This window comes from Clostridium frigoris, assembly GCF_018861865.1.
Lineage (GTDB): Bacteria > Bacillota > Clostridia > Clostridiales > Clostridiaceae > Clostridium_AD > Clostridium_AD frigoris.
On sequence record NZ_JAHLDV010000004.1, the window covers coordinates 112,806 to 129,664 of the forward strand.

The following is a 16,859-nucleotide window of genomic DNA, read 5'->3' on the forward strand; positions in this document are numbered from 1 at the left end:
AATTCACAGATAATAATTAAAGAGAGTTTTTAATAGTTATTATTTGCATATATAGGCAAGGAGATGTAACTTCGTGACTGGAAGAATAAGAAATGAATTTGGTAGTAATTGGTGGTCTAAAAAATGGAACAATGCAATTTCAAGTTTTACGCAAAGTTCGACGATTAACAGTGGACGGGAATGCGCAAGAGAGGGCAATGTACTGAGCTTAAACTTTTGCATGGGAGAAATAAATGCACGAGTTCAAGGAAGTGACGAAGAGCCTTATAAAGTGAATATAAAAATAGACGTTTTTAAAGAAGAACAGTGGAAAAAAATTATGAATATCATGGTGCAAAAAGCAATATTTTGTGCCAAACTCTTAAATGGAGAAATGCCAGAAAATATAGAAGAGGCGTTTAAAGAAGCAGGTGTAACTCTTTTCCCTAAAAAACAAATACATTTAGTAAGCGAGTGTTCATGCCTTAATGTTGAAAATCCATGTAAGCATATAGCAGCAGTTCATTATATGCTTGGAATTGAATTTGATAAGGATCCTTTTGTAATTTTAAAACTTAGAGGTATGGATAAAGAAAGTTTTCTTAAAGCACTCAGGACTTTAAGAAGTGGAAATGAAGGGGAACAGGTCAAGAGAAAAGCAAAAATACATCGTAGGTCAAGAAAAACTATTGAAGATTTAAAACGAGAATTTGAAAATTTCGATATAATTGATGAAGATATTTTAAATATGACATTCTCTTATATGACACCAGAAGTTAAACATGAAGTCATAAGCACACTTGGGATTCCAGAATTTTGCAGCAACGGAGATGAGTTTAAATGTAAAATGACGGTGGCGTATACTAGCACTGAAGAGGAAACAAGGAAGTACTTAATGGGAAAGTAGCATTAGCATACGGTGTTAGGTAAAGCGGCGAGGAGATAAATTATATGGGGAAATTAATAAATTTAACTAAAGGTAATAGAGTGTTATATGTAGCAGCAATACTTTCTATAGCAGCAGCTACATTTATAGCAATGCTAGAGCCTTTGATTATAAAAATAACAATAGATTCAGTAATAGGAAATAAACCAATGGATGTAATAAAACCTTTGCAAAAGCTCATTATGGAAGTAGGCGGCAAAGAGGTACTTATAACAAATTTATGGATTTGTGCGTTAAGTCTTGTAACATTAACATGTATTAGAGGTGTTTTCTTGTTTTTGAGTGGAAATTTTTCTTCCCGCGCTGCTGAAAATATATCAAGAACTATGAGAGTGAAGCTTTATAATCATATTCAGAATTTACCATATGAGTATCATGTGAAAGCCGAATCTGGAGACCTCATTCAAAGATGTACCTCGGATGTGGAAACCGTTAGAAAATTTTTTGCAACTCAAATGGTGGAAATAGGAAGAGCATTTTTTATAGTAGTTTTTGCAATAATAATGATGTTGTCACTTAATAAAAAAATGACGATTATTGCCATGGTGATAGTACCGATTATTTTTATTTTTTCATATGTGTTTTTTTATAAAATAAAAAGTACTTTTGAAAAAGCAGATGAACAAGAGGGTGTTCTAACAACTATTCTTCAAGAAAATTTAAGCGGAGTTAGGGTTGTAAAAGCATTTGGAAGACAAAATTTTGAAATTGAAAAATATGAAAAAGAGAACAAGAAATATAGAGAGTTAAATTTCAAATTAGTAAAACTAGAATCAGTTTATTGGTCATCATCTGATATACTTTGTATGACCCAAATTGGTCTAGTTTTGGTTTTGGGTATTTATTTTGCAGTTAATGGAGTAATAAGCCTAGGTACTTTGGTGGTATTTAACACCTATGAAGGAATGTTATTATGGCCAGTAAGGCAGCTGGGTAGAGTTCTAACTGACATGGGTAAAATGTCAGTTTCCCTTAAGAGAATATCAAAGATTCTTGATGTTCCAGTGGAAAGGGAATATGGGAAGGCACTTAAGAGTGAAATTAAAGGAGAAATAAGTTTTGAAAATGTAAACTTTGAATACGAGAAGGGCCACGCGATTCTAAAAGATTTAACTTTTAAAGTTGCGAGAGGTGAAACAGTTGCCATTGTTGGTCCAACGGGCTCAGGCAAGTCATCACTCGTACATCTCTTATTAAGGCTTTATGATTATAATAGCGGGTCTATAAAAATTGATGGAGTAGAACTTAAAGATATTGAAAGAAAACATATGAGGCGTAATGTAGGTATAGTACTTCAGGAACCATTTCTTTATTCAAGAAGTATAAAGGAAAATATTAAGATGTCTAAAATCCATTCAGAGGATATAGAAATCTATAGTGCAGCTAGTATAGCGGCTGTGCATAATGTTATAACTTCCTTTGAAAAGGGATATGATACTGTTGTTGGAGAAAAAGGTGTTACGCTTTCCGGAGGGCAAAGACAAAGAGTGGCAATAGCAAGAACCCTTGTAAAAGATATGCCAATACTAATATTTGATGATTCATTAAGTGCAGTGGATTCTGAAACTGATAGAATCATAAGAGAAAAACTTAAAAAACGGAGTGAAAACAGTACTACATTCATAATTTCTCACAGAATTTCAACAGTAATGGATTCAGATAAAATTATAGTATTAAATCATGGGAAGATCGAAACCGTAGGAACCCACGAAACGTTAATTAAAAAAGATGGTTTATATAAAAGAATATGGGAAATACAAACTAATATAGATGATATTAAGAATGATGATCAGGTAAGTTATGAATAAAAGGCAGGTAATAGTATGGCTAGAATAGATAAACGTAAACCAACTCAAAAAATAGATATAGGTATATGGAGAAAGCTTTTTAAATATCTTTCAGAATTCAAAAATGGACTTATATTTTTAGCATTTCTAATGGTTGGAGTGGCAGGTATAGACGTAGTAATGCCACTACTTACAAAGTATGCAATTGATAATTTTATAGTAGCTAAAACTGTAGATGGCCTTCCTATATTTGCAGTAGTGTATTTTTGTGTTATTGTTTTCCAAGGATTAAATGTAAGATTATTTATAATACATGCAGGCAAAATAGAAACACACTTGGCCTATCATATAAGAAAGATAGGGTTTAAAAGGCTTCAAGAGTTATCTTTTTCATATTATGATACATCCTCTGTGGGGTGGCTTATGGCAAGAATGACCTCGGATATAACAAAACTTAGTGAAATAATATCATGGGGACTGATTGACATGGTATGGGCACTAGTTATGATGGGTGGATTCATAGGAGTAATGTTTTATAATAATGTAAGATTAACTCTTATATGTATGAGTGTGGTGCCAATTCTATTTTTAATAGGAATGTATTTTCAAAAGAAAATTCTTAAATCCTATAGAGTTGTTAGAAAATTAAATTCACGATTAACTGCAGATTTTAGTGAAGAGGTATCTGGGGCTAAAACTACTAAAACACTTGTAAGGGAAGACGAAAACTTAAAAGAGTTCAAACTAGATGCAGGTAAAATGAGAAGCTCGTCGGTTAAAGCAGCAGTGTTTTCTGCTCTATTTCTTCCAATTGTTATATCTATGGGAAGTATAGGTGTGGGTTTTGTTTTATGGCTAGGTGGAAAAAGTATTATAGCAGGATCATTATCTTATGGTACTTTTGTAATGTTTATTGCCTATACGGTCCAGTTTTTTGACCCTATAAGTCATCTAGCTGGAACAATAGCAGAGCTTCAGAATGCACAAGCATCTGCAGAACGAATTATAGATTTAATAGAAACAAAACCTGATATATGGGACAATGAAAATGTTATTAAAAAATATGGCGACTTATTCCATGCAAAAAAAGAAAATTGGGAAGATATATATGGAGATATAGAGTTTAAGGATGTTTGTTTTACATATAAAAATGGAGAAAAGGTATTTGAGAACTTTAACTTAAAGGTTAATAAAGGGGAAACTATAGCACTAGTCGGAGAAACGGGTTCTGGTAAAAGCACCTTAGTAAACTTGCTTTGTAGATTTTACGAACCGTCAAATGGTGAAATCTTAATTGATGGTATAGATTATAGAAAAAGATCATTATTATGGCTTCAATCAAATATCGGATATGTGCTTCAAAGCCCACATCTGTTTAGTGGAACAATTAGAGATAATATTATATATGGTAAACTAAATGCATCAATACTCGAAATTGAAAATGCGTCAAAGCTTGTAAATGCTCATAGTTTCATAAGTAAACTAGATAAGAAATATGATACGCAAGTAGGTGAAGGTGGAGGAAATTTGTCAACAGGAGAAAAGCAACTTATCTCCTTCGCTAGAGCAATTCTTGCAGATCCAGCATTATTTGTTCTTGATGAGGCTACATCATCTATAGATACAGAAACAGAAAGAATGATACAAAATGCTATAGAAAAAGTTCTAAGTAGTAGAACTAGTTTTGTAGTTGCTCATAGACTTTCGACCATTGTATCAGCTGATAAAATTCTTGTTATAAGAAATGGAAATATCACTGAATCAGGCTCTCATAGAGAACTATTAAAGAAAAAGGGATATTACTATAGTCTTTATACAAATCAGCTCATAGAGGATAAGGAGATGGAAAGTAAAGGCATATTATCTTAAGAGTGTGTGATAATAAATTATTTATAATTTTATTAAAACTAGAATTGTTAGGGGCGGTTAATAACTTATATTAAAGTTATTAACCGCCCCTATAAACTTTAACATTTAGTTAACATGGACTTAACTTATGTCAAGTAATATAAAATTGACAAGATATCCAATTTTATCTAAAGGGGTTGCATCCAATGAATGTAAAAGCAATGATTACTAGATTAGCTACAAAAATTATATTTATAACATCTAAAACTTTCGCAAAGGTTAAAAAATTAAAAGGTTTTAAAAATATTTCAATTCCTATAAAAGTTATTTTGATAGTAGCTGGAACCTTAGTTTTTTTTATGGTTATAGAAAATGTTATTATATATAGGGTTACTTATAATAAAATAGTAAGCACGAATAAACAAAACATGAAGCTAGTGTCTAATGAAGTATATGAAAATTTTAAAAATTTGATAAAAATACAAACTAGTGATGTTGAGAAAAATGCTTTAAATGATGATGTTATTGGACTTGTAAAACATAAAAATAGTACAGAACGTGATGAGTTTAAGATTAAATATAAAGGTGAAATTGTAGAAATGACAAATAAACTAAAGACATATGCTAAAAGTAACAAGACTGATGAACATGAGTTCATTACAGATAAAGATGGAGTAATTATAGCTGATAGCGATGAGGAATATTTAAATAGTGATTTAAGTCAAAATGATTACGCAAAAAAAGCTTTGAATGGTTCGCCTTCCGTAAGTTCAGTATATACATCCGTCGTAAATTTCAAGCCAGTAGTTACATTTGTACAACCAATTAAGGACGAAAATAATAATGTAATCGGAATAGCTGGAAAAAGTGTATACATAGACTATTTTTCTCAAAGATTTGATAAATTTAAATTCTTAGACGATGGATTTTTATTCGTGGTAGATAGCTCTCAAAATATAATATATCATCCAGACAAACATCGTATTAATAAAAAGCTTGATATTCCTGAATTGATTAGCCTTACTAAGGACAATAACAATTTTAAAAAAGGTAATATGAAGGAATTTACATATAAGACTGGTAAAAATAAATTTAATGCATTTTACATTAGTGTGCCAGAACTTAAAAGTTTAGTAGTGCTGACAGTAAATGAGAGTAATATGAAAAGTGCTTCTAATACAATAGGAAAACTTATAGTGTTAATGACTTTTATAATGCTAATAGTAATGGTTCCAATATGCTATATATGCATAAGGAGAATTTTAAGGCCACTGAATACCCTTGTGAAAAATACAGTAGAAATTTCAAATGGAAATCTTGCAGTTATGAATGTAATAAAAAATGATGATGAAATTGGCAAATTAGCCTCCAGTTTTAATATTATGACGGAAAACATTAAATCCTTAGTTTATGACGTAGCTAAGGTAACGGAGGAGCTTTTGCACATTAACAAAGTTACTGGTACAACGCAGCATAATATAGTAACCGGTATGGAGATAATCACAGAAAATACTCAAGTAGTATCTAATGATACTGATAAGCTAAATAATGTAATAGATATATGTGTGAGATCATTTGAGTCAATAACTAAAAAGGTTCAAATTATTAAAGAACAATCTACAAATATGTTCTTAAAGGCTGAGAATATTAAGGAGATTAATAATATAAATATAAGTTCAGTAACTAGCTTAAAATATATAAATAAAGAAAGTACAAATAAATTAAATAGCGTAAATGATTCGTTCAAGGAGTTATATTTAGATTTTATGGGCATTAACAATATAGTCGATGTTGTAAATAACATATCTAAAAGAACCCATATATTATCTTTAAATGCATCAATTGAAGCTGCGACAGCTGGAAAATATGGCAATGGGTTTAGTGTTGTTGCTAGAGAAATTAGAAGTTTATCAGAGGGTATTGGTGAACAAATGATTAAAATACAAGATATAGTTAGTAGTGTCAATAGTAATATGGTAAGGACTGAAAATAGCATAGTCGAAGTTAATAGGGTTTTTAATGAGCAGGATGGTGCTATAAATGATACTATTGTAAGTTATAAAAAGGCATTAAGTTCAACAGAAGATATTGCAGGGTCTATTGGAAACATTCACTTTAGTATCGATGAATTAAATAATGAAAATAGAAGCGTTATAAATAATCTTAAAGAGGTAAATGTTATTTGCAGTGATTTTACAAATTCTGTTGGTCAAATAAGTTCTGTAATTGAAAATCAATATGATGAAACTAAGAATATGGATGGTCTAGTACAACAATTAGAAGATTCAACTAACGAACTTAGGGAAAAAATGAATAAATTTAATTTATAAAAATATAATATACAAATAAAAAAAAGAAACCAAATAATTATTTGGTTTCTTTTTTTTATTTGTATATTATTTAAAACTTTGGCTTAATCTTTCAATAACACGTTTTTCACCCATAGCTTGCATTACTTCATGTAGATCTTGAGTTTGTGTTCTATTAGTTAATGCTACTCTTACAATTGTTGCAACATCTGATAATTGACCTTTAAACAAATCTGGATTTTTTTTATACGTTTTTGCGTTTTTAGCATATCCAAGGTTTAAAGCCAGTTCTTTAAGCGTTGCAAACCAAGTGTCATTATCATGAGAAAAATCATATACACCTATATAACTTGAAAGTACACTTCTTACCTCATCCATTGGGATATGATCAGGAAAATTGTAACCTTGCGTAAGGCTAGTGTTATAAAGATCATCAAAGAAATACACAATATGTTCTTTTACATCTAACCATTTTACAAAATCTTTTCTTGGCTTGTCATTTTCTCTCTCTATATTAAATATCTTTTTAGAATATTCTTCACTTTCTATTAATAATTCTGCCATTTTAATATCATAATTTTTAGCCCAATTAAGATAAAGTTCATATACTGTAGCTGCATCCATGGTAGCTATAACATCTTTACTAATATCGTTAAGTTTTAAAATATCAAATAAAGCTCCACTTTTGCTCATATTTTCAAGGGTAATATTAAAGCTTGTGCAAGGTATATTAACATGCGTATCTCGCCATTCTTGAAAATCTGAATTAATTAAATTTACAAGATATTCAGTTACAGCTACAAAAGGATAACCTTTAGATCTATAAAATTCAACTGAGATTTCTGGGTCTTTTCTCTTGCTAAGCTTGCGTTTTGATGTTCCATCCATTTTCATAATTGTAGGTATATGAGCGTATTCTGGGGGCGTAAAGCCCAATAGTTCAAACAACTGTAAATGTATAGGGAGAGATGAAAGCCACTCCTCACCACGAATTACATGGGTTGTTCCCATTAAATAATCATCTATAGCATGAGCAAAATGGTATGTTGGAATTCCGTTTGTTTTAAGAATTACAATATCTTGGTCATTTTCTGGCATACTTATGGTACCTTTAATTAAATCATTACAAACAACTCTTTTCCCACATTCCTCAGGTGCTCTAAGCCTTATAACATAAGGAGTACCCTTTGCGAGCTCAGAAGTAATTTCATCCATTGTTGAATTCCTGTGAATGGCCCATTTTCCGTGATATCCGGTATTAATTTTAAGTTCTTGTTGAATTATTCTTGTTTTATCTAAATCTTCTGCAGTGCAAAAGCAAGGATAAGCGAGGCCCTTTGATATTAGAGATTTTACAAAGGCATGATATATATTAATTCTGTCGCTTTGCTTATATGGACCATAAGCACCTTTCTCGCTAGTAGAATCTATAACGCCTTCATCAAAGTTAATACCAAAATCTCGAAGCGTGTTAGTGCTATCTTCAATGGCACCAACTACCTCTCTTTTTTTGTCAGTGTCTTCTACTCTAAAATAGAATATACCTTCACTTTGGTGTGCAAGCCTTTCAGATATAAGAGCAGCAAATACACCTCCAAGATGTTGAAAACCAGTAGGACTAGGTGCATATCTTGTAACCATAGCATTAGGTTTAAGATTACGTTTTGGGTAAAGATTCCTATAGAATTCTGGAGTTTCTTTTATGTCAGGAAATAATAAATCAGCCAGTTTTAAATAATCCATATTAATCATCCTTTCTTATGTAAGTATTTTAATTTAAAATAAAAAACCTCTCATCCTTTAATATAATAGGACGAAAGGTAAACTTCTGCGATACCACCTAAATTGAAATTATACACACTTATCTTTTTTATTACATTTAAATTTAATTATACATATATTTTTGTGAAATGTCAATATACAATGGTTTATAATCTTTGGAGGATTAAATCAGATACATATATTCACTTTTTTTGATAAAGACCATATGTTAGTAGTAGAGGAGGAATATTGTGTTTAAAATTCTCATAGATTATGAAAAAGAAATAAATATATATTAATGTATAGGTTTTCATAATATGATATAATATATAAAATAAAGAAAGTTTTATAAGAAAAATTAGTTCTAAACTTATATATAGGCATATTGTAACGAAATAGATGTAAGAACATAAAAGTGAGGTGAAAATAATATGGGCGCTTTAGTTTTGCTCAGTGGTTTTACGAAAAAGGATAATGTGAATTTAATAAAGAGGATCAAAGAAATATTTTTAGATAGAAAATATACTGTGAGTTATATACCTTCAATAACTGATAAGAAATTAGAAAATTTTAAAAACACAAAAATGCAATTACGTGAATATGGAAATTTTGAATTTAACTATTTTGATATAGATGATTTTTGTAGTATAGATACTATAGATGCAATATTTAAGTCAGACGTAATATATTTATCAGGCGGAAATGCTTATTATTTTTTAAATAACATTAAGAAAAGATATTTTATAACTAGGTTAAGACGATATGTAAAAAATGGTGGTTGTATTATAGGGTTATGCGCAGGTGCAATAATGATGGCAAATGATATATCAGCTGCACAATTTGGCAGTGAGGATATAGTAGGTTTATCAAATCTATCATCTTTAGCACTAGTTGATTTTAATTTTATGCCACATTGGAATAAGCGTAGTAAGTATTTAGATGATATAAAGAAGTATTCTAATAATACCGGGAACACAGTTTATACTTGTAATGACGGAGATGGGATAGTTGTAATTAACAATGAATTACAATTTTATGGAGATATAAATATTATAAAAGAGGGAGAAATAGAACAAGTCTAATAAAAAATCAATGTTATAATTTATTTAACATTGATTTTTATTAAATTATATTTTTGTTTTGAAGAAATATATTAACTAGCAGTTCTAGCAATACTAGCTATTTTAATTTTAATCTTATTAAGTTTTAAAATTTGATGTCTTTCTAGTATTTGAAGGGACGTATAAGTATACCTTATAAATATAGCTGCAGTAATAAAGGATATTACATCTGAAATTGGATAAGCAAGCCATGCTCCGGATACACCCATATCTAAACCAATTACAAATGAATATACAATAGGTATAAATACTATTATTTGCCTAAAAATTGACAATTTAAAAGATGCCTTAACTCTGTTTATAGCTTGGCAATAAGAAATTGCTAAATAATATACCCCAATGCAAGGGAATACAGCTATAACCATTCTAAAAGCCTTAGAGGTTTGTTCAATAATGGCTTTATCATTTATAAATAGGCCTATAAGTTGGTTTGAAAAAATCATAAATATTGCCCATAATAAAGTTGAACTTACAGAAACTGCAATTATAGATGATTTGACAACTTCTTTTAACCTTGTATAGTTTCCGGCACCAAAATTATAGGCAGCAATTGGTTGCATAGCTGAGCTTATACCCATTACCGTCATAAATAAAAACATTGAAACCCTTGTTGTTAAACCTATTGTTACAATGGCTGAATCTCCACCATAGGAGAATAGTAGATTATTTAATATAGCAGCTACTAATGCATCTGATATCTCTACTATAAATGTTGAAAATCCAACACATACGATTCCAATAGATACTGCCTTATTAAGACTTAATTTAAAAGAAAACTTCAAACTTATTTTTAATTTTATAAATATAATTAAAACATATACAAAAGCTATTATTTGGGATGCAACTGTTGCTATAGCGGCTCCTTTTACTCCGTATGAGAATACATTTATTAGAAAATAATCTATAATTACGTTGAAAATTGCTCCAATAGAAGTGCTTAATAAAACTATTTTGGTGTTTCCGAAAGAAGTTATAATATATGATGCAATTACAGTAAAAGATTGAAAAAGTACACCGATTAAGATTATGCTTATATAATCTTTTGCAAGAGAAAATGTATTTTTAGAGGCCCCTAGGCTAATTAGGATTTTGTCTTGGAAAACAAAAATGCTAATAGCAATTACGGATACTATTATAAACATTAGAATTATAGCATTTGGTATAATTACTTTAAGATTTTCAAAATTTTTGTCTCCACAGCTCCTTGAAACGGAAGTTGAAGCACCGATAGCTATAAGCATAGATATGGCAAAGAATAGCCTTTGAATTGGGAATGCTATGGTTAAAGCACCTATTGCATTGGCACCGATTGCTTGACCTAAAAACATGGAGTCCACCATGTTGTACATTTCCGCTACCATTAAGGAGATTATTGCTGGTACTGAGAATTTATATAATAGTTTTCCAATCTTTTCTTCACCAAACATTTTGTTGCTTTCTGTGATGTTACTCATTGTCATTAAATTCACTACCCCTTAAAATTTCTATTTCTATAATACTATTTTACGCTATTATGCATTTTTTAACATTCACATACTTGCTAGATAAAAAGTACGAAATTGCTAACATGTGAGTTTGTGTTGCATGAAAATAACAAAAAAACACCCTAAAATGGGTGCTTTTGTACTTCTTGAAGAACTATTAATGTAGAACCATAACCTTCTATCTTTATTATGTTATTATAAACTGCCGTTTTTTTAGCATATGATAAGGAAATGTTAGGAGTAGAAATCTTAGTTAGAATTTTCCACTCATCATAACCAAGTCTTTTTGGCTTACCCATGCGTAACCAGATATCATAAGCTGAGCCAACTTTCTCTCCAATTTCATATTTAATAACTTTATAATCATGAATCAAATTTTTAATTGATAAGGAAATCTTTCTTTCAGTAATATTCTTAATACCTTTACCTTTAGATAGATCCTCTAGCTTAATTAGTGTATTAAGTTCATCACTGTAACTGTAAAGTAAAACCTGGATATCTTCATCTCTTCTTGTGATAATATATCCATCGCCTTTATCTATAACCTCATCTCCTAGTTTAGATAATAAATAATAGGCATAATACGAAGCTTTTTTTATTCCGTCTAATGTAAGGAGTCCAGGTGATCCGAAAAATAGTTCATTATTTAAAATTGAGTTTTCTTCTACGGTGTCAAAAGCCTTTAGTGCATTTAAGCTGCTAGTATCATTAATGAAATTATGAATAATATATGGAAGCATATACGAAGAGTCATAAATAGTGTTTATAGCTTCTGGACTATTAAAAGGTTCTTCTATTAAATCCTGCAATTGATATTTGTCGAAAATTTGTTTTGAAATATCTATATATTCTATAGAGAGATCTTTTGAACTTTGAAATTTCCACAACTTTACAACTTCAATTCCATATATATCAGCAAAATATAATATAAAGCTTTCTAAAAGTTTTATGAAAGAACTTTTATCTTCAAAGATTTGATCTAAAATTATTACTGGCACAAGGGATATATCCATTAAAAATTCTAATAGTTTTTCAACTTCATTCCAATTTAAAAAATTTACATTTTCATTAAAATATATTTTCATTTCTTTTCCAAAGAGATTTTGAACTATACCATTTTTAAAACCTATAGCCTCTTGAAAGGTTCTTAGGTATTCCTGTTCTCTTGCTTTAATAAGTTCCTTTGCTTGACCTAAATTTATATTCTCCTCCCATTTATGGTATAACTGTGTACTTGGGAGAGTAAAATCTGTTTGTAGTTTTATAATTTTATTTTTATAGTTAAATCTATCGTAGTCTTCTAAATAAGTAGATAAATATAGAATGGAAGTAGATAAATCATAAGTTTGTATTTTTTTAAAATTATCAAATTGATCAGCTGGTATATCATACTTTTTTCTGAATTGTAGTGGTGTACACTTATAATGATCTTTAAAACTTTTATTGTAATACCTAGCATGAGAAAAACCAACATCAAAAGAAATATCCGATATGTTTTTATCAGTATCTAATAGCAATTTAATAGATTCATCTACTCGTACATTATTAACTAATTCTTTTAAATTTGTTCCTGACATCTCTTTTATTTGATGACATAAATAATAAGAGCTTAAATATTCTATACTCGCTATATCTTGCAAACTTATCTTGTTCATATAGTTATTATATATATATCTAATAATTCTATGATATCTTTGAAATTGCGTTACATTTTCTTTTATGTCTTTCTCATCATATGAAAGATAGTGAAAATTATTTATTAAATGGAATAATAATTTTACTAAAATTGATTCTATCTGATCATCAAAATTCTCGCTTTTTTGTATTACTTCGCAAGCTAAAATAGATAAATATTTTCGTAGAACATCATACTTGTCTTCTCTTTGGGCTCCTTCTTCACTTGAATTTGTATAAAAATATATATTTTTCATATCATCATAATACTTTTCAAAAAATGTAGGATCTAAGTGAAAAATTAATACCTTATTTTCAACGCTAGAGTAAATTCTATGTGCTTCATCACAATTTATAATCTCAAGTTCACGCTCGTATACTTCATAATTACCTGATTCTATAAGTACATTAACAGTGCCCTCTAGTACAAAAATTATTTCTATAGAATTATGCCAATGTATTGGGTAGTCATTTATATTCTTAAGGGAGATACTTATAGGTAAATCATTCATATAACTTATATATTCTTTTCTCATTGTAGTAACCCCTTTACTCTGATTATGTGTATATATTATACATCTTAAATTATGATATGATATACTTTATAATCTAAATAGTAAGTTTAATTTTATATTCTATGTAATAAAGAAATATTATGTTTAATTTTATAATTTGTCAATAAGAATTTTATATATAATGAATCACATAAAAATTGGATAATTGGTAATAATATAGTCATGAGTCTAGAATATATTAATTTATAAAGATATATTATATAAAGATAGTTTTTGTGGAAAATAATTATGTTAAAGTTTATAATATAAATAATTTCATTTTTTTTATTCTAAAAATCATTATTTGTGTGATATAAAGTTTAGACACATTTTATAAGGAAAGTCACCTATTCATATAAGTGGTAACAAGGAGAAATCGAATGGAAAAATATATCTATGTTGTTATTTCAAGAACACCAACAGCTACAGGGAAGTTAGTTAGAAAATTTTTAAAAGAGAAGTACAATCATGCTTCAATTAGTTTAGATAAAAATTTAATCCAAATGTATTCATTTTGTAGGTTTTCAGTAAGTAATCCTCTTGTAGGTGGTATAGTTCGTGAGAGCGCATTTACTCTTACTATAGGATTAAAGGGAAATGTGCCTATTAACATATACCGGATACCCGTTACAACAGAAAAATATGAATTGATAAGTAAATTTATTTATGAAGTTTATAACGATACAGAGGTTTATTATTACAATTTTTTTCAAGCTATTGGGCTTATTAATAATAAAAAACATGCCATTTATAAGACATATATATGTACGGAATTTGTTATGGAGACTCTAAGTCGAGCTGGAATAAAGCTTACAACATTAGAACCATATCAGATAACACCAACAGATATTTGTAGTATTATGGGTCAATTTATTTGTTACTCAGGAAATCTGGATGAATATCCATTTAGGGCGAAGACAAAAACAAAGGCAGATGAACTCTTTTTTTGTAAAACTGGCTTTTTTTACGAAGGGTTACATACTATTAAACATTTTTGGATGGTTGTTTCTAGAGATAGGGATAGTAAAAGAGCTAGTAAAAATAAAAGAAGTAGAATTTAGGTTAAGGTAAATACTAGGGGGAAAACAATGGATGGGTATAATCATACTATTTGTATGAAATTAAAATTAGATGAGGAAGACAACAAGGCGGTTAGGAGCCTTTGTGCTATTTGTTATGAAAAACAAAAAATATATTTAAAATTGGAGCTCAATTATAAAAAATGGCAAAGAAAACAAATTAAAATGGATGAACCATTAGTAGAATTCCTTTATTATGAAAATAAGATTTTAGTAGGGTATTTAGGAGTATGCAATTTTGGAGGGAATGAAGTTGAAATAAGCGGTATGGTACATCCTGACTTTCGGCGACGCGGAATATTTAGAAAATTATATCTCATGGCGAAGGAAGAATGGCAAAAAATATTATCAGCTGATGTTCTAGCGCTATGCGACCATACATCTATTTCTGGATTAGCATTTGTAAACTCTATTGGAGGTGAATATGTTTCCTCAGAGTATAAAATGTGTCTAAATATAAAAAAATTAGAGGATAAGCTTAATCATACACAAGAGAATGCTAGTATTATTAAACTTAGATTAGCAACTAGTGAGGATGCAGCTGAAATTGATAGTCAAACTTCAGTTTATTTTGGAAAATCACAAAAAGAGATTGATGGTGAAGAGGTTAAAGGTGACATAGAAAACTCTTTAATTCAACAAGGAAATAATTTTATTAGTTACATGGCGTTATTTAAAGAAAAAATTATAGGTAAAATTCATATTAGTATAATTAACAAAGAAGGTTTTATATATGGATTAGGGGTGCTTCCAGCTTTTAGAGGTAAGGGTTATGGACGAGAAATCTTATTAGCTACATTAGACATACTAAAAGAAAAAGGCGCTGACAATATTTTTCTTGAAGTTGCGACGCAAAACAAAAATGCAATTGGACTTTACGAATCTTGTGGGTTTGAAGAGATTTCTGTAATGGACTATTATGTAATAATTTAAAGGGATTGGTGATAATAATACTTAAATAAAACCTAACAATTATTTAACCTGTTCTTAACCTTTCGTGCATATAATGAAAGCATAGAGAGGAGAGTGAAGGCATTATGAAAAATTTAAATATATGTATTGATATTGATGGAACAATAACAGATGCTTATTATTGGCTTAATATTACTAATAAATATTTCAATAAAAATATAACACAGGATGATGTAACGCAGTATTATATACATGAGATAATGGGTGTTACTTTAAAAGAATATGATGAATTTTATAAGCAAAACAAATTTGAAATCCATTCAGAGCAGATACTTCGGGAAGATGTTCAAATTGTTATAAAAAAGCTAAGTAAACTTCATAATATCTATTTTGTTACAGCAAGAGAAAAAGAACTCACTATGTTTACTCATTCATATCTAAAGAGAAATGAAATTCTATATGACGAGTTGTTTGTTTTAGGTAGTCATTATAAGGTGGATAAAGCAAGAGAATTAGATTGTAATGTATTTATTGAAGATAATTACGATAATGCGGTGCAATTATCAAATGCAGGATTTAAGGTTCTTTTAATAGATACAAATTATAATAGAAAAGCATTAAATGATAATATAGTTAGGGTTTATAACTGGAAAGAAATATATTATACAATAAATAAACTGTTATTACAAAGCTTCGCGGTGTAATAACAGTTTGTTTTATTTTTTTTGCACTAAATATTTTTCTTTGAATTCTAAATATCCTTTTTTCCTTAATTTGCAAGAGGGGCAGTCTCCACAACCGTTACCTTTTATTCCATTATAACAAGTTAATGTTTGCTCTTTGACAACATCAAGTACACCTAAATCATAAGCCATTTTCCAAGTTTCTGCTTTGTTAATCCACATCAAAGGTGTTTCAATTACAAAATCATAACCCATAGCTAAATTTAAAGTGACATTTAAGGATTTAATAAACACATCTCTGCAATCTGGGTATCCACTAAAATCACTTTGAGATACACCGGTTATAATATTACTGATACCTCTTTGCTTTGCAAATACGGCTACAAAAGTTAAAAATAATAGGTTACGCCCATCGACAAAAGAATTAGGAACGCTATCTTTGGGTGCTGACTTGTCTACTTTCATATCTTTTCTTGTTAAAGAATTTGGTGCTAACTGATTAAGTAAGCCTAAGTCTAAAACATGAAATTCAACGTCATGTTCACTGCATATAGTTTTTGCACATTCAAGTTCTAATATATGTTTCTGACCATAATCAAAAGAAACAGCTATAACTTCTTTATATTTTTTTAATGCCCAAAATAAACAAGTAGTGCTATCTTGTCCGCCACTAAATACTACTATTGCTTTTTCTTTATTCATAATTTACAGGCTCCTTTAAT

General features: G+C 29.3%; 12 protein-coding genes. 8 read left to right on the plus strand and 4 right to left on the minus strand.

What is annotated here, in order from left to right:
* Nucleotides 1–73 precede the first annotated feature (73 nt).
* From KPL37_RS03300 to KPL37_RS03315, 4 genes are all read left to right on the plus strand, one after another.
* A complete protein-coding gene (locus tag KPL37_RS03300; RefSeq protein WP_216146008.1) occupies nucleotides 74–886 on the plus strand; it encodes an SWIM zinc finger family protein in 813 nt (270 codons plus the stop codon).
* A 44-nt stretch (nucleotides 887–930) separates the two neighbouring features.
* A complete protein-coding gene (locus KPL37_RS03305) occupies nucleotides 931–2,733 on the plus strand; it encodes an ABC transporter ATP-binding protein (protein WP_216146009.1) in 1,803 nt (600 codons plus the stop codon).
* Nucleotides 2,734–2,748: 15 nt separating this feature from the next.
* Complete coding sequence (locus tag KPL37_RS03310) at nucleotides 2,749–4,581, plus strand: ABC transporter ATP-binding protein (protein WP_216146010.1); 1,833 nt, start codon at nucleotides 2,749–2,751, stop codon at nucleotides 4,579–4,581.
* A 185-nt stretch (nucleotides 4,582–4,766) separates the two neighbouring features.
* Nucleotides 4,767–6,890, plus strand: coding sequence for a methyl-accepting chemotaxis protein (locus KPL37_RS03315; RefSeq protein WP_216146011.1), 2,124 nt, complete (start codon nucleotides 4,767–4,769; stop codon nucleotides 6,888–6,890).
* A gap of 66 nt (nucleotides 6,891–6,956) precedes the next feature.
* On the opposite strand, the gene gltX is transcribed toward KPL37_RS03315, so the two are convergent.
* On the minus strand, nucleotides 6,957–8,612 hold the full coding sequence (gene gltX / locus KPL37_RS03320; protein ID WP_216146012.1) for a glutamate--tRNA ligase: 1,656 nt from the start codon (nucleotides 8,610–8,612) through the stop codon (nucleotides 6,957–6,959).
* A gap of 449 nt (nucleotides 8,613–9,061) precedes the next feature.
* Here gltX and KPL37_RS03325 point away from each other — a divergent pair, with 449 nt between their 5' ends.
* Nucleotides 9,062–9,712, plus strand: a complete 651-nt coding sequence (locus KPL37_RS03325; protein WP_216146013.1) for a Type 1 glutamine amidotransferase-like domain-containing protein — start codon at nucleotides 9,062–9,064, stop codon at nucleotides 9,710–9,712.
* Nucleotides 9,713–9,783: 71 nt separating this feature from the next.
* Here KPL37_RS03325 and KPL37_RS03330 read toward each other — a convergent pair whose 3' ends face one another.
* Together KPL37_RS03330 and KPL37_RS03335 are read right to left on the minus strand one after the other, a co-directional pair.
* Entirely contained in the window at nucleotides 9,784–11,205 is a 1,422-nt protein-coding gene (locus KPL37_RS03330; RefSeq protein WP_216146014.1) for an MATE family efflux transporter, read from the minus strand.
* A 152-nt stretch (nucleotides 11,206–11,357) separates the two neighbouring features.
* Nucleotides 11,358–13,445 (minus strand): helix-turn-helix domain-containing protein, encoded by a 2,088-nt coding sequence (locus tag KPL37_RS03335; protein ID WP_216146015.1) that lies wholly within the window; start codon nucleotides 13,443–13,445, stop codon nucleotides 11,358–11,360.
* A 398-nt stretch (nucleotides 13,446–13,843) separates the two neighbouring features.
* Between KPL37_RS03335 and KPL37_RS03340 the strand changes: the two genes are divergently transcribed.
* The 3 genes from KPL37_RS03340 (at nucleotide 13,844) to KPL37_RS03350 (ending at nucleotide 16,158) form a co-directional block, all read left to right on the plus strand.
* Nucleotides 13,844–14,524: a hypothetical protein gene (locus KPL37_RS03340; RefSeq protein ID WP_216146016.1), complete on the plus strand. Its 681-nt coding sequence runs from the start codon at nucleotides 13,844–13,846 to the stop codon at nucleotides 14,522–14,524.
* A gap of 27 nt (nucleotides 14,525–14,551) precedes the next feature.
* Nucleotides 14,552–15,475 (plus strand): GNAT family N-acetyltransferase, encoded by a 924-nt coding sequence (locus KPL37_RS03345; protein ID WP_216146017.1) that lies wholly within the window; start codon nucleotides 14,552–14,554, stop codon nucleotides 15,473–15,475.
* Between the two features lie 104 nt (nucleotides 15,476–15,579).
* Nucleotides 15,580–16,158, plus strand: coding sequence for a 5' nucleotidase, NT5C type (locus KPL37_RS03350; RefSeq protein ID WP_216146018.1), 579 nt, complete (start codon nucleotides 15,580–15,582; stop codon nucleotides 16,156–16,158).
* Nucleotides 16,159–16,170: 12 nt separating this feature from the next.
* Here KPL37_RS03350 and queC read toward each other — a convergent pair whose 3' ends face one another.
* Entirely contained in the window at nucleotides 16,171–16,839 is a 669-nt protein-coding gene (gene queC / locus KPL37_RS03355) for a 7-cyano-7-deazaguanine synthase QueC (RefSeq protein WP_216146019.1), read from the minus strand.
* Nucleotides 16,840–16,859: the final 20 nt, after the last annotated feature.

What these genes read in the sequence shown, in the direction of transcription:
- KPL37_RS03350 (WP_216146018.1), top strand. Translation starts at nt 15,580, where the DNA reads ATGAAAAATTTAAATATATGTATTGATATTGATGGAACAATAACAGAT.
- queC (WP_216146019.1), bottom strand. Translation starts at nt 16,839, where the DNA reads ATGAATAAAGAAAAAGCAATAGTAGTATTTAGTGGCGGACAAGATAGC.
- gltX (WP_216146012.1), bottom strand. Translation starts at nt 8,612, where the DNA reads ATGGATTATTTAAAACTGGCTGATTTATTATTTCCTGACATAAAAGAA.
- KPL37_RS03340 (WP_216146016.1), top strand. Translation starts at nt 13,844, where the DNA reads ATGGAAAAATATATCTATGTTGTTATTTCAAGAACACCAACAGCTACA.
- KPL37_RS03310 (WP_216146010.1), top strand. Translation starts at nt 2,749, where the DNA reads ATGGCTAGAATAGATAAACGTAAACCAACTCAAAAAATAGATATAGGT.
- KPL37_RS03330 (WP_216146014.1), bottom strand. Translation starts at nt 11,205, where the DNA reads ATGAGTAACATCACAGAAAGCAACAAAATGTTTGGTGAAGAAAAGATT.
- KPL37_RS03335 (WP_216146015.1), bottom strand. Translation starts at nt 13,445, where the DNA reads ATGAGAAAAGAATATATAAGTTATATGAATGATTTACCTATAAGTATC.
- KPL37_RS03305 (WP_216146009.1), top strand. Translation starts at nt 931, where the DNA reads ATGGGGAAATTAATAAATTTAACTAAAGGTAATAGAGTGTTATATGTA.
- KPL37_RS03315 (WP_216146011.1), top strand. Translation starts at nt 4,767, where the DNA reads ATGAATGTAAAAGCAATGATTACTAGATTAGCTACAAAAATTATATTT.
- KPL37_RS03345 (WP_216146017.1), top strand. Translation starts at nt 14,552, where the DNA reads ATGGATGGGTATAATCATACTATTTGTATGAAATTAAAATTAGATGAG.
- KPL37_RS03325 (WP_216146013.1), top strand. Translation starts at nt 9,062, where the DNA reads ATGGGCGCTTTAGTTTTGCTCAGTGGTTTTACGAAAAAGGATAATGTG.